General features: G+C 66.2%; 18 protein-coding genes. 6 read left to right on the top strand and 12 right to left on the bottom strand.

Annotated features, from left to right (window positions below; translation table 11 throughout):
- Positions 1-91: 91 nt before the first annotated feature.
- Both D1Y84_RS11835 and D1Y84_RS11830 read left to right on the top strand, forming a co-directional pair.
- On the top strand, positions 92-2,260 hold the full coding sequence (locus D1Y84_RS11835; protein WP_158615435.1) for a tetratricopeptide repeat protein: 2,169 nt from the start codon (positions 92-94) through the stop codon (positions 2,258-2,260).
- A 182-nt stretch (positions 2,261-2,442) separates the two neighbouring features.
- Positions 2,443-3,612 carry a deoxyguanosinetriphosphate triphosphohydrolase family protein gene (locus tag D1Y84_RS11830; RefSeq protein WP_124850101.1) on the top strand — a complete coding sequence of 390 codons (1,170 nt, stop codon included), beginning with the start codon at positions 2,443-2,445 and terminating at the stop codon, positions 3,610-3,612.
- A 50-nt stretch (positions 3,613-3,662) separates the two neighbouring features.
- Here the strand turns inward: D1Y84_RS11830 and D1Y84_RS11825 are convergent, their stop codons facing one another.
- The 12 genes from D1Y84_RS11825 to D1Y84_RS11770 form a co-directional block, all read right to left on the bottom strand.
- On the bottom strand, positions 3,663-4,442 hold the full coding sequence (locus tag D1Y84_RS11825; protein ID WP_124848807.1) for a hypothetical protein: 780 nt from the start codon (positions 4,440-4,442) through the stop codon (positions 3,663-3,665).
- A gap of 199 nt (positions 4,443-4,641) precedes the next feature.
- Entirely contained in the window at positions 4,642-5,679 is a 1,038-nt protein-coding gene (locus D1Y84_RS11820) for an Asd/ArgC dimerization domain-containing protein (protein WP_233581574.1), read from the bottom strand.
- Positions 5,680-5,703: 24 nt separating this feature from the next.
- On the bottom strand, positions 5,704-6,573 hold the full coding sequence (locus D1Y84_RS11815; protein WP_124848803.1) for a phosphatidylcholine/phosphatidylserine synthase: 870 nt from the start codon (positions 6,571-6,573) through the stop codon (positions 5,704-5,706).
- Positions 6,570-7,274, bottom strand: a complete 705-nt coding sequence (locus D1Y84_RS11810; protein WP_124848802.1) for a phosphatidylserine decarboxylase family protein — start codon at positions 7,272-7,274, stop codon at positions 6,570-6,572. Before D1Y84_RS11810 ends, D1Y84_RS11815 begins: the two co-directional genes overlap by 4 nt.
- Before the next feature lie 202 nt (positions 7,275-7,476).
- Positions 7,477-8,100 carry a GNAT family N-acetyltransferase gene (locus D1Y84_RS11805; protein WP_124848800.1) on the bottom strand — a complete coding sequence of 208 codons (624 nt, stop codon included), beginning with the start codon at positions 8,098-8,100 and terminating at the stop codon, positions 7,477-7,479.
- The gene (gene tsaB / locus D1Y84_RS11800) at positions 8,100-8,918 is read right to left on the bottom strand and encodes a tRNA (adenosine(37)-N6)-threonylcarbamoyltransferase complex dimerization subunit type 1 TsaB (protein ID WP_199726398.1); all 819 of its coding nucleotides are present in this window, start codon (positions 8,916-8,918) and stop codon (positions 8,100-8,102) included. Before tsaB ends, D1Y84_RS11805 begins: the two co-directional genes overlap by 1 nt.
- A 50-nt stretch (positions 8,919-8,968) precedes the next feature.
- Positions 8,969-10,042, bottom strand: coding sequence for a glycosyltransferase (locus tag D1Y84_RS11795; RefSeq protein ID WP_124848798.1), 1,074 nt, complete (start codon positions 10,040-10,042; stop codon positions 8,969-8,971).
- 36 nt (positions 10,043-10,078) lie between these two features.
- Complete coding sequence (locus tag D1Y84_RS11790) at positions 10,079-11,227, bottom strand: PLP-dependent aspartate aminotransferase family protein (RefSeq protein ID WP_124848796.1); 1,149 nt, start codon at positions 11,225-11,227, stop codon at positions 10,079-10,081.
- Between the two features lie 124 nt (positions 11,228-11,351).
- Positions 11,352-12,293, bottom strand: a complete 942-nt coding sequence (locus tag D1Y84_RS11785; protein WP_233581360.1) for a PLP-dependent cysteine synthase family protein — start codon at positions 12,291-12,293, stop codon at positions 11,352-11,354.
- A 39-nt stretch (positions 12,294-12,332) separates the two neighbouring features.
- Positions 12,333-12,644, bottom strand: a complete 312-nt coding sequence (locus D1Y84_RS11780) for a hypothetical protein (protein WP_124848794.1) — start codon at positions 12,642-12,644, stop codon at positions 12,333-12,335.
- 41 nt (positions 12,645-12,685) lie between these two features.
- Positions 12,686-13,870: a VWA domain-containing protein gene (locus D1Y84_RS11775; protein WP_233581359.1), complete on the bottom strand. Its 1,185-nt coding sequence runs from the start codon at positions 13,868-13,870 to the stop codon at positions 12,686-12,688.
- Positions 13,854-14,975 (bottom strand): VWA domain-containing protein, encoded by a 1,122-nt coding sequence (locus tag D1Y84_RS11770; RefSeq protein WP_124848792.1) that lies wholly within the window; start codon positions 14,973-14,975, stop codon positions 13,854-13,856. The genes D1Y84_RS11775 and D1Y84_RS11770 overlap by 17 nt, the downstream gene beginning before the upstream one ends.
- Before the next feature lie 294 nt (positions 14,976-15,269).
- Between D1Y84_RS11770 and D1Y84_RS11765 the strand changes: the two genes are divergently transcribed.
- The 4 genes from D1Y84_RS11765 to murI all read left to right on the top strand — a co-directional run bounded on the left by D1Y84_RS11765 (position 15,270) and on the right by murI (position 19,770).
- Positions 15,270-16,754 carry a DUF1015 domain-containing protein gene (locus D1Y84_RS11765; RefSeq protein ID WP_124848790.1) on the top strand — a complete coding sequence of 495 codons (1,485 nt, stop codon included), beginning with the start codon at positions 15,270-15,272 and terminating at the stop codon, positions 16,752-16,754.
- Between the two features lie 162 nt (positions 16,755-16,916).
- Complete coding sequence (locus tag D1Y84_RS11760) at positions 16,917-17,627, top strand: N-acetylmuramoyl-L-alanine amidase (protein WP_124848788.1); 711 nt, start codon at positions 16,917-16,919, stop codon at positions 17,625-17,627.
- A complete protein-coding gene (locus D1Y84_RS11755; RefSeq protein WP_124848786.1) occupies positions 17,624-18,934 on the top strand; it encodes a GerMN domain-containing protein in 1,311 nt (436 codons plus the stop codon). The genes D1Y84_RS11760 and D1Y84_RS11755 overlap by 4 nt, the downstream gene beginning before the upstream one ends.
- Entirely contained in the window at positions 18,931-19,770 is an 840-nt protein-coding gene (murI, locus tag D1Y84_RS11750) for a glutamate racemase (protein ID WP_124848784.1), read from the top strand. The genes D1Y84_RS11755 and murI overlap by 4 nt, the downstream gene beginning before the upstream one ends.
- Positions 19,771-19,834 lie beyond the last annotated feature (64 nt).

Genomic DNA, 19,834 nt, shown 5'->3' with positions numbered 1-19,834 from the left:
CGCCGCTCTGCGTCCCCGGGCCATTTACAATCGTCTGATTGAGCAAGCCGCCGTAGCTGGGCGGCTGAAAGGCCGCATGCGCTGCACGCCTATGAATCCGACGAGATCATCCGCTCCACACCCTTCTGCCGCAGCGCCTTCCCACCTCCTCGCGTTTGCCTCATCCGTCCTGATCGGCGCCCTGCTCTGTGCTGGCGCTGCCTCCGCGCAGACCAGGCACACCCCTGCCACACCGGCCAGGGCCGCGGCCGCCACCCCTGTCGCGAGCACCCCGGCAAAGACCCCTGCCTCGAGTTCCACGGCCGACGCCTACTACCACTCCATGTTGGCGCATGGCTACGAGGAACAGGCGCTTTCCGGTGGCCAGCCTGAGTTTGCCGGCAAGGCCATCGAGGAGTACCAGGCAGCGCTCGCGGCGGACCCGGAGTCACCCACGCTCGGCAACCAGCTGGCCGAGCTCTACTTCCGCACCGGCCGCGTCAAGGATGCAATCGAGGCGGCGCAAGCGCATATTGCCCGCGATCCCAACTCTCTCGACGCGCACAAGCTGCTTGGCCGCATCTACCTGCGCTCGCTTGGCGACGGTTCCTCCACCGGCAACAGCCAGATGCTGCAACTGGCAATCGCCGAGTACACCAAGATCGTTGCGCTCGAACCCGGCAGCATTGAAGACCACCTGCTGCTCGGCCAGCTCTACTCCTTCGCCAAGGACGCACCGCATGCACAGGAGCAGTTCGCCGCGGCGCAGAAGATCGACCCCCACTCGGAAGAAGTGGTGCTGAACATGGCACGCATCGACACCGAGCAGAACAACATCCGTGGCGCCATCCAGGTGCTCAGCAGCCTGCCCGAGGCCGACCAGACCGCCAAGACCGAGTACGCGCTGGGCGCGAGCTACGACCAGGTCAAGGAAACCAAGCACGCCATCACCGCGTATCAAAAATCGCTCAGCCTCGAGGAAGACAACCTTGACGTGGAGCGCGCGCTGGCCGATGCCCTGCACCGCGACGGTCAGGACAAGGCCGCGCTGGCTGCATACAACGATGTGATCGACGGCGACCCAACCGACGCCTCCGCATACCTCCATGCCGCCGAGATCGAGCGCACCGAGGGCCGCCTCGACGAGGCCCTCGCGAACCTGAAAAAGGCCGCGCCCCTCGCGTCTGACTCGCTCGAGATCCGCTACAACGAAGCGCTCGTCTACGACCAGCTTGGCTCGTACGGTGAAGCAGAGCGGCTGCTGACCAAGATGGTTGCCGACGCGGAGCACTCCACCGGCGACTACTCCCCGGCAGAGAAGAACAACTACGCCCTGTTTGTGGAACACCTGGCCGGCGTGTACCAGGAAGAAGGCAAGACCGATGACGCCATCGCGAACTACAACAAGCTGATCGCGCTGGGCGGCGACTTCGCATTGGGAGCGTACGCGGCCGAGGTCGACACCTACCGCGAAGCGCACCAGTACGACAAGGCGACGGGCACCCTGCAGCAGGCGGTCGCCAAGAACCCCAAGAACCGCAGCCTGAAGCTGGCCTTGGCCCTGCAGCTTTCCTCTACCGGCAAGTACGACGACGGGATCAATCTCGCCAAAACGCTGTTGAATAACTCACCGCAGGATCGTGAAGTCTATCTCACGTTGTCGCAGATCCAGATGCACGCCAGGAAATGGAAGGACGCCGGCGAATCGCTCGACAAGGCTGACCAGCAGTCCACCAGCAACGAGCAGAAAGTCGCCGTGCTGCTGCAGCGCGCCGTGATTGAAGATCGCCAGAAGCACAACGACGCTGCCGACGCCGACTACAACAAGGCTCTTGCGATTGATCCCAACAACAGCCTGGTACTGAACAATTACGGCTACATGCTAGCGGATCGCGGCGCGCGCCTGAACGACGCGCTCGCGATGATCCAGAAGGCCGTCAAGCTCGACCCGCAGAACTACGCCAATCTCGACTCGCTGGGCTGGGCGTACTTCAAGCTGGGGCAGTATGCGCTGGCAGAGAACAACCTGCTGCGCGCCTCGCAGCGATCCACGCAGGACCCCACCGTGCACGAGCACCTCGGCGACCTGTACGAGAAAACCAATCGCCTGAAACAGGCCGCTTCCCAGTGGGAAGAATCGCTTCGCCTTTACAGCAAGACCGATCCAGGGGACGCCGAGCCGGGCGAAGGCCCGCGGTTGCAGAAGAAGCTCGACACCGCCCGCGTGAAGCTGGCGAAAGAAATGCCGCCACCTGCGCAAACGGACAAGCAGCACCCCTGAACCCAGGCCACCGAGGTCCTGAGGAGTCGAGTACACGCGTATGCATTCAACCCATGATTGATGCACCGTAGGATTCGCCAGGTCAAATCCATGCTTCGTTGACAGACTGATCCAACGGGTACCGTCCCGAAGGGACAGCGAGCCGCGCAGCCGGTTTCGCCTTTGCATTACCCTTGAAGCATATGCACCCGCTCGAACACTGCGCCGTCTCGAACGAACCGGCCGACCTGCTCGCCCGGCGGGCCTACCCGGAGCCTGAGCACGCGTATCGCTCACCCTTTGAACGCGACCGCGCTCGCATCATTCACTCCCGCGCCTTTCGCCGCCTCGCCGGCAAAACCCAGGTGTTCTCCTCGGGTGGCACCGCGGGCAGCCTCATCGCCGGTGAGCCTTCAGACCACTTTCGTTCCCGTCTCACGCACACCATGGAGGTCGCGCAGATCGCGCGCACCATGGCCACCACCCTCGGCCTCAACCACAACCTGACCGAAGCGCTGGCGTTAGTGCATGACATCGGCCACCCCCCGTTTGGACACGCCGGTGAGCGCGCGCTGGATGCGGCGCTGCGGGAACATGATCTGCGCTTCGATCACAACCTGCATGCCCTGCGCATCGTGGAGTCGTTCGAGGTGCGCTACGCCGGCTTCCCCGGTCTTAACCTCACCCTGGCCGTACGCGAAGGCATCATCAAGCACTCGCACGATTACACAACGGCTGAGCAGCCGCAGCTTGCCGAGTATCTGCTGGACGAACCGCCGCCACTCGAAGCACAGATCATCGACCTCGCCGACGAGATCGCCTACCTGACCGCCGACCTGGACGACGGCATGGAAGCAGGCCTGCTCGACCTCGCGCATGTGCGCGCACACCTGGACCTGTTCGAGCGCTTCTACGAGCCCCTCGCCCAGGCGCATGCGGGTGTTAGCGAAAAGCTCGTCTTCAACGAAGCATTGAAGCGCATGCTCAACGCGCTCGTGGGCGATCTGCTCGACGAAACCGTATGCCACGTGCAAGCCACCGGCGCTCGCTCCCTGGCAGATATTCGCTCCGCCGGTCGTCGCCTGGTTGCGTTCTCTCCATCGATGGAAGCCGATCGCATGGAAGCCAAGCGCTACCTGTACGCGCACCTGTACGGCTCTGCCGCACTCAAGCGCGACCACGCCATGGCCGAGACGGTGGTACGCGACCTGTTCCGCGCCTGGATGGCAGACCCTGCACTGCTGCCTGCGAGCTATGCGGCGCGCATGCAGAACGCGCACGAGAAACCGGCTCGCGTCGTGGCTGACTACATCGCCGGCATGACCGATCACTTCATCCTGCAGCAGCACGCCGCCTGGAAGAACGCGCGCTAGCCGCGAAGAGGCGCGTGCTCCGTTCTGCCGACCGCTGACTGCTCGGGGCTCTACGGTGTCTCGCGCATCCACCGGAAGCTGTGCGCGGCGAACCAGCACTCGATCGCTGCCACCATGGGAAACAACACACACACGGCGAACACCGACAGCCAGTGCGAGGCCGCACCACCATGTGCCCAGCCCGCCGCGCCGTAGAAGCAGAACACCACAAACGCTGTGAAGAAGGCCATGATGCAGCGCCTTGCCTTGGAGCCGCGAAACAGCCGTCGCTGCGCCGCGGGCTCGAACAGAAAGAAGAAGTGCAGCAGCACCAGCGCCGTGGGAAGCCCCAGCACCAGCAGCACCCACCAGGGCGAACAGGCAAAGCCCTGCGCCACGGTGTGCATATCTTCACGATAGGAGAAGGTGCGGACCGGCACGTAATCCAGGAGATTGCCGACACTGGCCACCACCAGCCAGTAGGCAAACAGGGCTGCTGTGCGACGGCCCTGTCGTGCTGCCGCATGGTGCCACCAGCGCGCCAGCGGATAGGTGACCAGTGCATTGCCGATAAACGCTCCGGCGGCGGCAATCAGGCCAGCCTGCCAGCCGTGGTGCGTTCCGAAGATGGGTCCGTAATCGACATTCTCGTCGATCTCGGACATGATCAGCAGGTTCGCCGCATCCAGGTGCCCGTAAGTGAGTGCCCACGGGTTTTGCTTCCAGCCCAGTGCCCACGCCAGGAACGAATGTGCGAACTCATGTGCAAAGAATGCCAAAGCATGCGCGAAGTAAAGCTGCACCAGAACCGAGAGTGCAAAAATGGCCCAACCCTGCGCGCGTCTCCACAATTTTCGGGATCGCTGCATGGGCGGATGATATCAGCGACCGGACACAAAAGGCACTGGATTGAGAGGCTTTAACGCTCCATGGTGCTCCAGCGGTGGTAACTTTCGGGGCCCCAGTCCCGGAATGCAACAGGCAAGCCGCGCCCCGTGTTCTTTCCATGCAGGGGCGGCTTTCGGGTACAAGCGTGGTTACAGTAACCGCCTACTGTACCTTGCCCTGTGGCCGCAGCTTCTTGAGTTCGCCGGCACACGCGATCGCGTTCAGGCTCGCGAGCTTCAGGTTGTCGAAAGCAGCCCAGATCCAGAAGCGCGTCGACAGCCCTTCGTTCGCATCTGCCTGCCGGATCCGCAGCAGCATGTCTTCCTGCCCGGCCGAGCTCAAATTGCTGGGCGGGTCGCCGTCGCCGATGATCACGTCCGCGTGCTCGCCCGCAAGGGTGGCCTCGAGGTGTTCCAGGGCAACGGGCTTGTCCAGCTCCACACCCAGCGAAATACCGTAGCCATGGAACGCCGGCACCTGCAGCAACTGGATGCTTACCCGGGGTAGCCTGCCGCCGGAAAGCAGTGCGTAGTGCCGCCGGATGCGTGCTTCGGTAGCCACCAGGTCGATCTTCGCGGCCTCACCCAGCACGGGCGTCAGGTTGAACGCCACCTGCATGTCAAACACATCCTTGGGCATGTTCTGGAAGTTCAGCAGGGTCACCGTCTGCTGGTGCAGTTCATCCACCGCCGCGCGCCCGTGTTCCGAGGCCGGTTCATGCACCGTGGCCCACGCGCTCTGCACCGCGCCCACGTCCTGCAGGCGCGCCAGGATCATTCCCAGCGCGGTCGCGGCGATGTGCGCCGGCACCAGCGCCGGGGTATGCAGATCGGGCAACGGAGTCGTGGGATGCTCGATCGAGTCCCGCACCCACGGCGAAGCCACCAGCACGCCGGGCTCGCTCTCGAGCACGCCGGACAGATCGATAATGCTCGCATGCGCCGCCACCGCGGCCTGCCAGTGCGTGCTCGCCTGCGCCTGCGGTCCGCTGAAGAACACATAGTCCACGTGGCGGAACGAGTCCTGGTCCACGCCCTGGATCACCGTGACTTCATCGCCGATGGTCTCGATCTGCCCTTGACTTTCGTTCTCATCCATCAGCACGATCTCGGCAGCCGCAAACGCGCTGTCTTCCAGCGCTTCGGCCAGTTCCTTGCCGATCAGCGAGGCTGCTCCAACGATCGCGATCTTTTGCTTCACCAACGTACCTTCCTTCTTTGCTGCTTAAGCGCTGCCAAGCGGGGCAGACTTGCGCTGCCACGAGTACAACAGCCGCGCCAGAATGCCGGAGAACATGTACACCAGCGCAATCGCTGCCAGCACATATTGCGAAAAGAACACCAGGGCGTACAGGAATACGCCGAGCAGCACGATCCAGCGGAATGGATGCGTGTGCGCGAGGTTGATCTCCTTGCCGCTCCAGAACCGCCAGGTACTCACCATGAGGAAGCCGATAAAGCCCACAAACGCGCCCCACAGCATGGCCACCCAGTACACCGCCACCGGGATGCCGGAGAAGAAGTGCACCACCGCGGCAATAGCCCCGGCCGCAGCCGGGATCGGCATACCCACAAAATACTTGCGCCCCGGCCTGCCGGGGTTTTTCGGCATCGGCGTGCCTGTGCTATTGAACCGGGCAAGGCGTGCCGCGCCGCACAGCAGGAACAGGAAGCACAGCAGCGCGCCAAACTGGATCAACTTGTGCCGCAGGCCGCCACCCATCGAGGGCGGCAGCATCTGGAAGCCCCAGCAGTAGGCCAGCAGCGAAGGCGCCACGCCAAAGGTGATCACGTCCGCCAGCGAGTCCAGCTCCTTGCCGAACTCGCTGGTCGTGTTGGTCATGCGCGCGATGCGCCCGTCGATCGTGTCGAACGGAATCGCGAAGCCGATCGCCAGCGCCGCATAATCGAAGTGCTGCGGCTCCAGCACCGAGCCTTCAAGGCTCTGCGTGATGGCAAAGTAGCCGGCAGCGATGTTGCCCGCCGTGAACAGCGAGGGCAGGATGTAGGCGCCGCGCCGAGGACGGCGGGGTCCCCGACGGGGCGGCTCTGCTACGGGGGTCGCATCTGCCGGACTGTACTCCGCCTGGTTCAACGTCCCGACTCCCGTGCCTCGGCAGCAAGCGCATCGCGCGACGTGATCTGATCCCGCATCGTGGCGCCATCCAGGTCTCCGCGGGGTGGCACGGTGGCAAGCACAGTGCTGCCGCCCTTCACAATCGCGCTCACGGCCACGTGCATTTCGGCGTCTGCCGGGAGAATGATGTCAGTGCGTGAACCGAACTTGATCAGGCCCACGCGCTGCCCGCGCGCCAGGCGGTCACCCACTACCTGCCGGAACACGATGCGGCGGGCCAGCAGCCCGGCAATCTGCTTGAACACCACCTGGTAGCCGTCATCGGCTTCCATCACGCAGATGTTCTGCTCGTTGCGATCCGCCGAAGCAGCGTCCATCGCGTTGACGAACTTGCCCTTCTGGTAGCGCACCTCGCGCACCACGCCGGCAACCGGCGCGCGGTTCACATGCACGTTGAACACGTTGAGGAAAATCGAAATGCGGGTGCGCGGCCCTTCGGGGGTCGCAATGGTCTCGATGCTCGTGACCTTGCCGTCGGCAGGCGAAACCACCAGCCCCTGGCCCTGCGGAATGGTGCGTTCGGGGTCGCGAAAGAACCACAAAAAGAACGCGGCAAACCCAAGCGGCAGCACCGCCCAAACCAGGGAGTGCGTCAGCGCAACCACCACAAGCGCTACCAGAACCAAAGAAATGCCGTAGAAATACCCGTCGCGAACCATCGGTCTGATTATAGGGCCGTCTTCTGCTTCGGCCATTTTGCAAATGCACCCCGGGCGTGGCGGCGAGGCCTGTCAACATTGCGCGCGATCCCGGCAAAGGGCACACGTTACTCAACCAGCGGTGGCAAGCAAAACACGAGGGTTCCCTTTTGACTCCGCCCGCCTTCTCCGCCCTGCCCTGGGGTGCAATCCCGGCCAGCCGCTACGGGTTCCGTTCCATCGGCAGCGCACAGCTCAGCAGCACGGCATCCTCTACCGGGTTGTTGTAGTATCCCGGCCGTACCCCGTCGTCCTGGAATCCCATGCGCCGGTAGAGCCGCAGTGCGTCCTGGTTCGATGCCCGCGCCTCGAGCAGCAGCCGCTCGGCGCCCTGCGCCACGGCCCAGCCAGCCGTAGCTGCCAGCAACGCCGCGCCCACGCCCCGGCGGCGAAACCCGGGCGCCGTGACCACGGCCTCCAGCTCGGCAATGCCAGCGACCTGCGAAGCCATGGCGAAACCCCAGACCACGCCCATGCCCTCAGGGTCGGCACCGGGCGGCCCGATGCGGCCCGAAGGGTTCACGGCCGCCGGCTGCTGTTTTCGCCGGACCATCGGCACAACCAGGCCCGGCACTTCCGCCCCGGCGCTCCGCGGTTCTCCATAGCCAACCCATGCGCCCCGCCGCCCAGGCTGGGCCTGGATCACGTCCAGCATGCGCAGAAATTCGCTCGGCGGCCAGTGCGGAGCAGTCGGCACCACCGCCGCGATCGCCACCACGTCGGCGAGGTCCGAGGCCAGCATGGGACGCACCCGCACCTCCTGCGAGGTCCGGCCCAGGGTTTCCATCAGGGCTGCGACACCGCGGCTACCGGGGAAACGGTCGTGGGTGCGCCCAGCATCTGTTCGGCCTGCCACAGGTACAGGGCATCGAGCGTAGCCGCGTCGTCCGCGCGCCCGCTTCCGATCCGCCCGCTCGCGTATCGCAGGGCGTCTGCCGCGGTAGGCTCGGCAACCCTGCGCGCCCCGGCGAACATTGTTTCCACCTTTTCCTCGCAGACCACGAGCCCCGTCGTGGGCCCGGCTTCGCCAGCAGCAAGCAGGCACTCCGTTGCCGCATCCTCATGGCCCCGCGCGGCCCGCAGGTACACATTGCCGCGCCCGGCATACAGTGCCACGCGCGGGGCGTGCTCGCGTGCGGCGAGCACCGCGAGTCGCGAGACGCCGAACAGCGGCACATTCAGCGCTTCCGACAGGGCCTTGGCCGCGCTCAGGCCGATGCGCATGCCGGTAAAGCTTCCCGGTCCCCGCACCACCACGATCGCCGCCAGCGACTGCAGCGGCGAGCCTGCTGCATGCTCACCTGCGCGACTTCCCAGCGCATCGTCGAGCGCCTGCGTAATCTGCGCCCCCGCGGTGCGCGCGCCCAGGCGCACTTCGCGCAGGATCAACACGTTCGCGGCAACCCCAGTTCCAGCAACGCGCCCCAGTGCCAGCGTCGTTTCTGTTCCACACGCGTCAAGGCTCAACACCAGGCCCGGCATCAGGCCCGACCCCGTCCCGTCTGACGAGTCGGGCGCCGGCACTGCATCCGCGCGCGGCTCCATCCGCGCCGCTGCTCGCAACGACGGCACCTTGCCGGGTCCATCCTCAACCGCTGATTTCACCTGCTTCACCTCGTGACCGCTCCCCGGCGGGACCGGCGGTCCCGGAACATCTACGTTGCTTCATCCAGACGCCCCAGCACCTTGGCAAGTTGCGCGTCATTGCTGTACCCGGAGCGCACAGCCCGCGCGCGCCCTGCCGCGGCGATACGTTCACGCTCCTCCGGGTGTTCCAGGTAGTAGCGCGCCTTGTCCGCGCACTCCTCCTGCGACTCGTAAAACACGGCTTCACGGTCTTCTTCAAACGCTTCCAGGTGCCCGGGCGATCGCTCGGCCAGCAGGAACTGCGCGCACGCCGTGATCTCGAACGACTTATGCGCGACGTCTTCCTCGTTCTTGCGCGTCACAAACGCCATGTTGATGCGCGAGCGCCACATCGACTCGCGATACGCGCCGCCTTTCATCATGCCGCCAAACACAAACCGCTTCTGCAGCTCTTCCGGCCATGCCTTGTCCCAGCGAGGCCCTGCCACTGAGAGCGGCAGCCCGTACGTGTCGCCGAGCCCGCGCAAAAACTCCGGGCGGTCTTCAAGCGGCGAGCCGGTGTAAGCCAGCCCTCGGTCCCGGTCGGCATCCGACCAGCCGGCCGGCGGTGGAAAATGCTGCAGCGGATCGTACGACAGCGCGATCTTGATCGCCGGCAGGCCCCACTCGCGGTAGCGCTCCACATCCACCGTGCGAAACAGGCAGTGCAGGTCGAACAGCCGGTACACCTTGTAAAACTGCATCCAGCAGCCATCGTTGCGCGGGCCGAACGGATTGTCCTGGTTGTAGCAGACGGTGGTCGCGCCTGTGCTCTTCACCATCTCGATGGTGCCCGCATGAAAGTGCACCGGCTTGTCGAACCACACCACGTCCGGCTTGTGCTCGCGCACGGCCTTCTGCAGCGCCCGGTTCGCCCGGCTGATCAGCGGGCCGACCGGGTAGCGATAGCGCAGCGCGGCCACGTACCGGGACTTCGGCTCAAAGGCATCCGCCGCGAAAGGGATCATCTCCTGCCCGAGTCGCCGAAACGCCTCCAGCCGGTACAGCGAGGTGTTGCCGGCGTCCAGCGGCGCCACGTACAGAATCTTCCGCCGCCTCGGCGTTTGCCCGCCTGACGACCCCAGCGCGTCCTGCTCGTTCATCTTTGCTTCTCCGACGTTGCTTCTCCAGAACTCGCGCTACAGGCTGTTGAGCGCCTGCTGCAGGTCTGCTTCCAGGTCCGCAAGGTCTTCAATCCCGACCGAGATGCGCACCATGCCGTCCGTGATCCCGAGCCGCGTGCGCGCCTCCTGACCTATCGCCGCGTGCGTCATCGTGGCCGGGTGCGAGATCAGCGTCTCCACGCCACCCAGCGACTCGGCCAGCGTGCACACCGTCAGCTTTGTCAGGAACCGGTTTGCCCGTTCCAGCGAGCCCATCTCGAACGCGATCATCCCGCCAAAGCCGCTCATCTGGCTCTTGGCCAGCGCATACTGCGGGTGCGTCGGCAGCCCCGGGTACCACACCCGCTCCACCGCCGGGTGCGCTTCCAGCAGCGCCGCAATCGCGCGGCCGTTGCGGTCATGCTCGCGCATCCGCACCGCCAGCGTCTTGATACCGCGCATCACCAGCCACGCCTCGAACGGCGAAAGAATGCCGCCCGTGCACTTCTGGATAAATGCGAACTGCTCCTTGTGCCGGGGCTTCGTCCCGACCAGCACCCCGCCCAGCCCGTCCGAGTGGCCGTTCAGATACTTGGTGGTCGAGTGCATTACCAGGTCCGCACCCAGCGCAATGGGCTGCTGAAAGTACGGCGACATAAAAGTGTTGTCGACAGCGAGATCAAGATCCGGGTTGTGCGCATGGCAGATCTCGGCGGCCTGCCGGATGTCCGTCAGCGTCATCAGCGGATTGGTCGGTGTTTCGATATGCACGAGCTTCGTATTGGGCCGGAGCGCGGCCCGTAGCGCCACCGGGTCCGAGGTATCCACGTACGAGAACTCGATGCCGTAGCCCGCGACGATCTGGTCAAACAGGCGCGGCGTGCCCCCGTAGACATTCTCGCCGCACACCACGTGGTCGCCCGTCTTCAGCAGCGTCACCATCGCCGAGATCGCGGCCATGCCGCTCGCAAACACATGCGCGCTGGTGCCACCCTCAAGCGAGGCCAGGTTGGCCTCAAGCGCGTCCCGCGTCGGGTTCGATACCCGCGAGTACTCCCAGCCTTTATGCTTGCCGATCTCCTCCTGCGCATACGTCGAAGAAAGATAAATCGGTACGTTCACAGCGCCGGTCGTTGCGTCCGGCTCCTGCCCATCATGAATTGCACGCGTGGAAAATCCAGCCATGGCTTCAAGGTATCAGGCCAAAACCGCCTGCGCGGCTCGCGGTCCCTTCGGGACGGGTCCTCGTGCAGTACCAAAGCCTCAAGGTACACACGCCACGAAGTGGCCGCCTCCCGCGCAGGGGTTCTTACTCGCCGCCCTCGAAGATATGCTTCGACAGGTAGCGCTCTGCTGAGTCCGGCACGATGGTCACGACGCGCTTGCCCGGCCCAAGCCGCTCCGCCAGCTGCAGTGCCGCAAACACGGCAGCGCCTGCGCTCGAGCCCGCCAGCACGCCCTCTTCCGCCGCCAGTCGCTGCACCATGCGGAACGCGTCCCCGTCCATCACGCGCACGATCTCGTCTGCTGCGGTGCCGTCAAAGGTCCCCGGCACAAACGACACGCCGATGCCTTCCACGCGGTGCCGCCCCGGTTCGCCACCCTGCAGCACGGACCCCTCGGTCTCGACCGCCATCGTGAGGATGCGCGGATCCTGCTCTTTCAAGAACCTCGCGACCCCGGTAAAGGTGCCCCCGGTGCCGACTCCGGCCACAAACGCATCCACGCGGCGGTCCATCTGCTCCCACAGTTCACGGGCGGTGGTCTCGTAGTGAAATACCGGGTTGGCCTGGTTCTCAAACTGCCCGGCCAGGAAGCACTGAGGGTCGCTTGCCGCCAGCTCCCGCGCCATCCGGATCGCCCCGCGAATGCCGTCCGCCTCCGGAGTGCGGATCACCTCCGCGCCAAACGCGCGCATCAGCGTGCACTTCTCCTCGGCAAAACCTTCCGGAACATAAAGGATGACCTTGAAGCCGCGGTTGATGCCAGCCAGCGCCAGGCCCACGCCCGTGTTGCCGGCAGTGGCCTCGACGATGGTCATGCCCGGGCGCAGCGCGCCGCGCCGCTCCCCGTCCAGCACGATGCCGAGCGCTGCGCGGTCCTTGACGCTCCCGCCAGGGTTCAGAAATTCAAGTTTGGCAAACAGCGCGGCGCGCCCCGGCGATCCAGTATTGTCCTGCGGCGTGGGCGTGAGCCGGCGCATCTCGAGCATCGGTGTTTCCCCGATCAGCTCCAGGATGCTGCTGGCCACGCGCAGTCTGCTTGCTTCCGCGGCAGCATCCGCCACGCGCTACGCCTTCTGCTCGGGCGCCGAGACCACTCCGAGCCCGGGCGCACTCGCCAGCACCGACTGCACCGCGTCCCGGATCTTGCCGTTGATCAGCGAGCAGGGCAGCAGCATCGGCGATTGCACGCACTGCACTGAAAGCGTCTGCGATGCCTCCACGTAGCTCCAGCGAATGGTCACACCCATGTGCGATGCCTCGCCTGTATACCCCGTGCCATTCAGCCCGGGCAATCCCAGCTGCTGTCCCTTTTTCAGGAACAGGGCGAAATGCTCGCTGGTTACCCCGGAAAAGCCCTGCTCTTCACATTGCGCCATCTGCAAAACCCTCTTTCTGTCTGAGGCCACGATCGCGCCTGTTATTTGCTGCCCTGCGCAGCGGTTTCCGGTGCACCTGCAGCCGCGGTCTTCGGGTAATACCCGCTGCGCGTCCGCACGTTCAGGCTTTTCTTGCCCCCATTGGGATGCGCCATCACCTTGACCTGTCGAAATCCGCCCAGTGCCGCCGGCTTGGTGGAGTGGTACCCCAGCGTGTACTGCGAGCGAATATCCTTGGCCACCTCGTCCGCGATCGCGTCCACATCGCCCAGTGCCCGTGGGAAATACGCAATCCCGCCGGTTTCCTGCGCCAGCAACTGCAGCGCGCGCTTGGCCTGCTTGGCCTCGTGCCCGCCTCCGTCATCGCCGAACAGTAGCCCGATGCAGTACACGATCGGACCCTGCAGGTCCTGCACGCGGCGAATCGTCTGCTCCAGCGTCAGCCCGGATGCATTGTCCTCGCCATCCGTGATGATCAGGATCACCTGCTTGGGCCGCTTGGCGCCCTTGCTCAGCTCGTCAGCCGACGCCACCGCGGCGTCGTACAGAGCGGTGCCGCCCTTGGAGTCGTAGTGGGCCAGCCCGTCGCGCAGCTTGTTCAGGTCGCTCGTAAAATCCTGGTCGATAAACGCCTCATCGGAGAAGTTCACGATAAAGGCCTCATCCTGCGGGTTGGAAGCGCGCACCAGGTCCAGCGCCGCCGCATTCACCGCGCCGCGCTTGGCCCGCATCGAACCCGAGTTGTCCACCAGGATGCCCATCGACACCGGCGTATCCGTGTGCTGGAACGAGGCCAGCGTCTGCGGCACGCCATCTTCGAACACGTGAAAGTCATCCTTGGCGAGGTCGTTCACCAGGTGTCCCTGGTCGTCCAGCACCGTGGCGTTGAGCACCACTTCCTGCACGTCGCGACGCAGCGTGTAGCGGCCATCCGACTTGCTGATGTCGGCGCTTTGCGAGGCGGCAGCGCCTGCGTCGACCCCGGCCCCGGGCTTCACGGCCGCATTGTCGGCCTCGTCGGGCGAGCGTACAGGGTCCCGCTCCACGTCGAGCGGCTGCTGCACCTCGGCGGGCATGACCGGCGCCGAAGCAGATGTCTGGCTTTGCGCCGGCGCGGCAGCAGGCGGCGGTGCGGCCTGGGAAGCAACCTGCGCACCTTGCGCAGGCACAGCCATCGGCAACACGAGCAGCAACAGAAGGGCGAGATGTCTATTGGGCAGGGGCATAGTAGCCGGATCGGGCATGCACCGTAAGCAGCGGAAGCCCCGGTGGCGGCTCCAGCCGCACCTTCACTTTACGCCACTTGCCATCCCGTTTGGTATCGGTGGACCGGTAACCCAGTACATACTCGTCGCGGATCTCGTCGCTGATCTTGGACGCCACATCCGCCATATCGCTCAGGTCATTCACCCGGAAAAGCCTGCCCCCGGTCTCTTCGCACAGATCGTTCAGCAGCAGCGGGCCGAGGCGTTCCTCGGTAGTCGGCGCAAACTCGTCAAAGATCCCGATCGAGTACATCTGCACATCGCTCTCACGCACGATCGACTTCACCTCGCCCTCGGTGTAGCGCGACCGGTTGTCGCCGCCGTCGGAAACCACCAGCAGCGCCTTGCGCGCATACTTCGCGTCCTTCATCTTGTTCACGCCGAAATAGATCGCGTCCAGCAGCGCAGTGCGCTTGCCGGGCTTGGTCATCGCCAGCCGCGCATCCACGTCATCCACCGACGAGGTGAAGTCCTCGATCAGCTCCGGCCTGTCATTGAACGCCACCACGAAAAACTCGTCCTGCGGATTGGCTGTTTTCAGGAACGCGCGGATCGACTGGCGCGACCGGTTGAACTTGCTGGTCATCGAGCCGCTCAGGTCCAGGATGATCCCCAGCGAGACCGGTGCATCCTCGGTCGAAAAGGTCTTGATCGTCTGGTACTGTTCGGAGCCGGTGCCCTTCTCCGAGATAAAGAAGTTTTCCTTCTCGAGCCCGGTCACAAGACGGTTCATCGGATCTGTCACCGTCACGGGAATCAATGTAAGGTCCACATCCACCCGGATCCGCTCGTTCGCGCGCGCCTTCAACGCGGCGGCCCCCTCAAGCGGCGCGGGCTGCTGCACCGGCTTTTCGTCCTTGCTTCCGGGCGCGGCGCCCGGAGCCGCGCCGGGAGGAGGAGGCGGCGGCACATGCACCTGGTCGAGCGGGGCGGGGTTCTGCGCCAGCAACACGGGGCCGCCTGCAAAAACCCCGAGGTACGCCACCACCACCAGGGCAATCAGCAGCCCGGACCGGGTGGGCCGCTTTCTGTTCCGGGAACCCGCAACTTGAGGCGTTCTCTGCATCTGTGTGTCCCTTGCTTTGTTCTACCGCGCAACCCATGGCAGGCGCCAGAGCATTCCCGCATCTGCTTGCGGCTGCTCGATCCCGCAAAGGCCCGAGAGCAGCGCCCGGGGCGAGACCAGGCCGCGATGAGCCACCGGCCATGCACTGCCGGCCACTCTCTCAGAGCCTGCCAGGAACATCTGCGCCATGGACCCGCCGCCCCCGGCCGCACGCGACCCGCTAGAATCGTGCAACGCGCCGCGCCTGCTCACCCGCCGGCTCAGCCTTCGACCGCAAAGGACACGACTCCCCGCATGGCTCGCATCTTTCCCTTCCGCGCCCTCCGCTACAACCCCTCGCTCGTCCGCGTGGAAGACTGCGTTACGCAGCCTTATGACAAGATCACCCCGTCGATGCAGCAGAGTTACTACAGCCGCAGCCCCTACAACCTCGTGCGCATCATCCTCGGGCTGCCCGAGCTTTTCGACGAGACTGGCGTAAACGATGTGTACACCCGCGCGGCCCGCGACTTCGCCGACTGGCGAGAGGCCGGCGTCCTGGCCGAAGAGCCGGAACCCTGCGTCTTTGCCTATGCCCAGCGCTTCCAGGTTCCCGGCACGGGCGAAACCGCCGAACGACGCGGACTGATCGCGCTCGGTGCCGTGTCGCCCTACAGCGAGGGCGTGGTGTTTCGCCATGAGCAGACGCACACGCGCGCCCGCGTCGACCGGCTCAACCTGCTGCGCGCCACCCGCGCGCACTTCGGGCAGATCTTCATGCTCTACTCCGATCCCGCGCACACGGTGGAGTCCCTGGTCTTCCCCGCCGCGGGCAAACCGGCAGCCGTGCCCGAGATCGAATTGACCGACGAGTTCGGAACACTGCACCGGGTCTGGCGCATCAGCGACCCGGCCACCATCAACATGGTCCAGGGCGCCCTTGGCGACAAGAAGCTCATCATCGCCGACGGCCATCACCGGTACGAAACCGCGCTGGCGTACGCGGCGGAACAGGCCCCGGCGACAGCCTTGACTGCCCAGGCACAGCACGGCACACCAGGCAGCGAGAGCCGCGCAGCCAACAGCCGGACCCCTGCGCCCGCCCAGCACCCCAGCCTTGGCAATCCCGCGCTTGCCGCACTCGCCGAGCCCGCCTACCCGGAAGCCGCGGTGTTGATGTGCTTTCACAACATGGACAGTGTCGGCCTCCACATCCTGCCGACCCATCGCATCGTGAGCGGTCTCCGCTCCTTCGATCCGCAGGCATTCCTCCAGGCGGCGGAAGCTTTGTGCACCCGGGTCGAGCTGCTCGCCGTGGATCCGCGCCAGCCGGACGCCCTGTTCGCCGCGCTGGCAGAGCACACGGCAGCAGCCGGCCCTAACACCTCCACAATACTGGCCGTTCTGCGCGACCAGGTTCTGATGCTCTCGCTTGATGCCGAAGCGCGCGAGCGAGCGCTGCCGCAGGTACCCGCGCGCAAGCGACAGCTCGACCTGGTGGTGCTGCACGACGCCATTCTGCACGGGCTGCTCGGGATCAGTCCCGAAGCAGTCAAGGCCGGGGAGTACGTGCAGTACGCGCGCGAGGCCGCCGATGCCGTTGCCGCGGTGCTTCGCGGTGACGCCGAACTGGCGTTCCTGGTCAATCCGGTAACGCTTGAACAGCTGCGGGAAAACAGCTTTGCCGGCGAGGTCATGCCGCAGAAGTCCACTGACTTCTATCCCAAGCTGCTGAGCGGCCTGGCTATCTACGCCCTCGATGAACAGCCGGCCGGCTCGCCGGGCAGCCGCGAAGCCTGAGCGGACAGGGTCGCACAGTAGGGTCGGCGGGAGCGCAGAAGCTTCCGCATCGGGCTCGGGCGGAGTCGAGCCCGGGCGGAAAGGAAGGAAGCTTTGCCGGGCAAGCCATGCATTGATGCTGCACAGCGAGGATGGGGAACGAGGCAGGCGCGCGCTCCAAGTGTGTATTCGCAAAGTGCCCGCCGATACCGCGCTCTGCTCGCCTTCGCCGGCCTCGCGGTGCTGCCGGCATCCGCTGCCATGGCGCAGGCTCCGGCCGGGGCCGCTGCTACGGTCGTGCTCGATGCGGCGCACGGCGGCTCGGAGACCGGCACACTGCTGAGCTCGCAGCTGCTCGAAAAGAACCTCGTGCTCGATCTGTCTATTCGGCTCCGGTCCGCGCTGACCGCGCGGGGCATGCACGTCGTTACCACCCGCGAAGCCGACACCAACCCTTCTGCCGATGCCCGCGCAGGCGAGGCCAACCACGCGCGCCCCACCGCCTGCGTGGTGCTGCACGCCACGGCCAGCGGTTCCGGCGTTCACATCTACACTTCTTCGCTTGAGCAGGCGGCCCCCGTGACGCAGGGGCTGGTGCCGTGGAGCACCGCCGGCGCGCCGTTCGCTACCGACAGCCTCAAGCTCGCGTCCGACATCAGCGCCGCGCTCGGCGCAGCCGCGCTTCCCTTCACGCTGGGCCGGGTCCGGCTCGCGCCGCTTGACGCTCTCCGGTGCCCCGCGGTCGCGGTTGAAGTCGCGCCGCTCCGCGCCACCACGCACGGCAACCGGCCCGCAGCGATCGACGATGCCGCCTACCAGGGCCGCATCGTGGACGCGCTTGCCGCCGCGCTGCTGCAGTGGACCGGCGAGCACCCCTCGGTGGCTGCGCAATGAGCCCCCGCAACGAACCGCCCTTTGACGAAGCGCCCGATCGCCGGGCTCCGGATGGTCCGGAGCCCGGCGCGGGACGCAAACCGCCCGCGGGACGCGACGATCGCGCCGGCCTGCCGCCCCGGCGCGGAAGCTGGCAGGCACCTGCTGGGGAGCCCGGCACGCCTGCGCCCCCGGCACAGCCGACGGCACGGCCACCGGCTCGGCCACCATCCGGGCCACCCGCCCCGCGCGCACCCAGAGTCCCGGGCAGCGGCAATCCCGCGCCCTCGGGCAAGTTCCCCGGCCCGTCCCCATCCGGATCGTTCGTCCCACCCCGCGGAACGGGTCCGACGGCAACTCCAGGCAAAAGCCCGGGCACGGCGCAGGCCCCAACCCCGGGGGCAAAAAGCACCACTCCACCCGCGAAGCCCTCCACACCTGGGCAGTCTTCGGACGCGGCGTGGCGAGCGCCCCAGGGAACCCGGCGGCCGGCTGCTTCTGATGCAATCGCGACCCGCGATCCGGGAGCGAGCGTTCCCGGGCAACCTCCAGCCGCACAGGGCACCGCCCGCGCACGCTCCATGCCTACGCAGCCTGCAGGCTCGTTCCGCGCACCCGGCGCGGCGACGGCACCCACGGCCAGACGCCCCTCGTTCATCTCGCGGGGCGAGCGCACGCTGTTCTGGACGCTGCTGGCCGCGGTGCTCGCCATGTGCATCTTCCTGGTCCGGTATCGTGAACGGGCCGATGCGCACTTCGCCTCCCGGGCGCTGCCGATCCCGCTCGCGACCGCGACCGCCGGCTCCGGACCGGCGTCGCTGCTGCTGTATCTCGCGAGCGACGACTCGGGCGCTCTGGCCGAGCGGCCGCTGTCTTTTCCGCTCCCCGAAGACCCCAACACCCGCGCGCGCGTCGTGCTGTCCAAGCTCCTCTCCGAGTACACGGCCACCGGCTCGCTACACCCGCTGCCGCCCGCGGCGCCCGGCGTAGACGCCGTAGACGAGGTCTACCTCACCCCACTGCCTGGCACCGGGGCGGGTTCTGCCGCGGGCGCCGGCGGCCGCCGGCCCTTGCTCGCGGTCGTCGACCTCGCGCCCACCTTCGTCCACACCCATCCCTCCGGGATCGAGCCCGAGACCCTGACCTTGCTCTCCATGATTGCGACCCTGCACGCCAACCTGCCCGATGTTGCCGAGGTGCGCTTCCTCGTCGATGGCCAGCCGCGCCCCACCCTGGCCGGCCACGCAGACCTGCTCCACACCTATCTCGCCGGCGGGGCGCAGCTCACCCCCGGTGAGGCCTTCACCACACGCGGGAGCCAGCCATGACCGCGCCCGGCAGCACCCTCCGCATTGGCGTCTTCGACTCCGGCGTCGGTGGACTCACCGTACTGCGCGCGCTGCGTGCGCGCCTGCCGCACGCCCACTACCTTTACCTCGGCGACACGGCCCGGCTGCCCTACGGTTCCAAGTCCCAGGCGACCATCGCCCGCTACGCCGTGGAAAGTGTTCGCTTCCTGCTCGAGCAGGGCGCCGAATACCTGGTCATCGCCTGCAACACCGCGTCCGCGCTGGCTCTTCCCGAGATCCGTGCCGCCAGCCCTGTGCCCGTGCTGGGCGTGATCGAGACGGGCGCCGATGCAGCCCTCGCAGCCTCCCGCTCGGGCGACGTGTCAATCCTGGCGACCGCCGCGACCGTGGCAAGCCTCGCCTACTCTGCCGCCTGCGCGGAGCGCGGTCTCCGGGCCAGCGAGATGGCCTGCCCGCTGCTCGTGCCCCTGGTCGAAGAAGGCTGGGTTGCCCACCCCGTGACCCGCGACGTGCTGCGCATTTACCTCGCGCAGTCCACCGCGGCAGCCCGGGGCGACGCGCTCCACCCGGACGCGCTCGTGCTCGGCTGCACCCACTACCCACTGCTGCGCTCAGAAATCGAAGCCCTGGTGCCGCGCGGTATGGCGGTGATCGACTCGGCCGCCGTCACTGCGGAAGCCGTCACCCGCGCACTTGGGCTCGTTGCGGACCGCGAACCTGTTTCCACCGGCACGCTCGCGAAGCCCCCGATCCGCTTCTTCGCGACGGATGGCGCCGAACGCTTCAAAGCATTAGGCAGCCGCTTCCTGGATGAACCCATCGAAGCCGTCACCCTGATCGACCTGGGCGGCTGAACGGGAGCCGTTCTGCTTTAACGATTGGCTTTCAACCCAGCCGCCGCCCAACGGAAGGCCCACT

This window comes from Acidipila sp. EB88, assembly GCF_003858395.1.
Classification (GTDB): domain Bacteria; phylum Acidobacteriota; class Terriglobia; order Terriglobales; family Acidobacteriaceae; genus EB88.
The sequence above is the reverse complement of the archived record's forward strand: the minus strand, read 5'-3'. Positions and strand labels throughout refer to the sequence as shown.

Bases quoted from the DNA above. Each gene is read 5' to 3' on its own strand.
- D1Y84_RS11795 (WP_124848798.1), bottom strand. From the start codon at position 10,042: ATGAACGAGCAGGACGCGCTGGGGTCGTCAGGCGGGCAAACGCCGAGG.
- D1Y84_RS11765 (WP_124848790.1), top strand. From the start codon at position 15,270: ATGGCTCGCATCTTTCCCTTCCGCGCCCTCCGCTACAACCCCTCGCTC.
- D1Y84_RS11835 (WP_158615435.1), top strand. From the start codon at position 92: ATGAATCCGACGAGATCATCCGCTCCACACCCTTCTGCCGCAGCGCCT.
- D1Y84_RS11830 (WP_124850101.1), top strand. From the start codon at position 2,443: ATGCACCCGCTCGAACACTGCGCCGTCTCGAACGAACCGGCCGACCTG.
- D1Y84_RS11780 (WP_124848794.1), bottom strand. From the start codon at position 12,644: ATGGCGCAATGTGAAGAGCAGGGCTTTTCCGGGGTAACCAGCGAGCAT.
- D1Y84_RS11790 (WP_124848796.1), bottom strand. From the start codon at position 11,227: ATGGCTGGATTTTCCACGCGTGCAATTCATGATGGGCAGGAGCCGGAC.
- D1Y84_RS11775 (WP_233581359.1), bottom strand. From the start codon at position 13,870: ATGCCCCTGCCCAATAGACATCTCGCCCTTCTGTTGCTGCTCGTGTTG.
- murI (WP_124848784.1), top strand. From the start codon at position 18,931: ATGACCGCGCCCGGCAGCACCCTCCGCATTGGCGTCTTCGACTCCGGC.
- D1Y84_RS11755 (WP_124848786.1), top strand. From the start codon at position 17,624: ATGAGCCCCCGCAACGAACCGCCCTTTGACGAAGCGCCCGATCGCCGG.
- D1Y84_RS11805 (WP_124848800.1), bottom strand. From the start codon at position 8,100: ATGGAAACCCTGGGCCGGACCTCGCAGGAGGTGCGGGTGCGTCCCATG.
- D1Y84_RS11810 (WP_124848802.1), bottom strand. From the start codon at position 7,274: ATGGTTCGCGACGGGTATTTCTACGGCATTTCTTTGGTTCTGGTAGCG.
- D1Y84_RS11770 (WP_124848792.1), bottom strand. From the start codon at position 14,975: ATGCAGAGAACGCCTCAAGTTGCGGGTTCCCGGAACAGAAAGCGGCCC.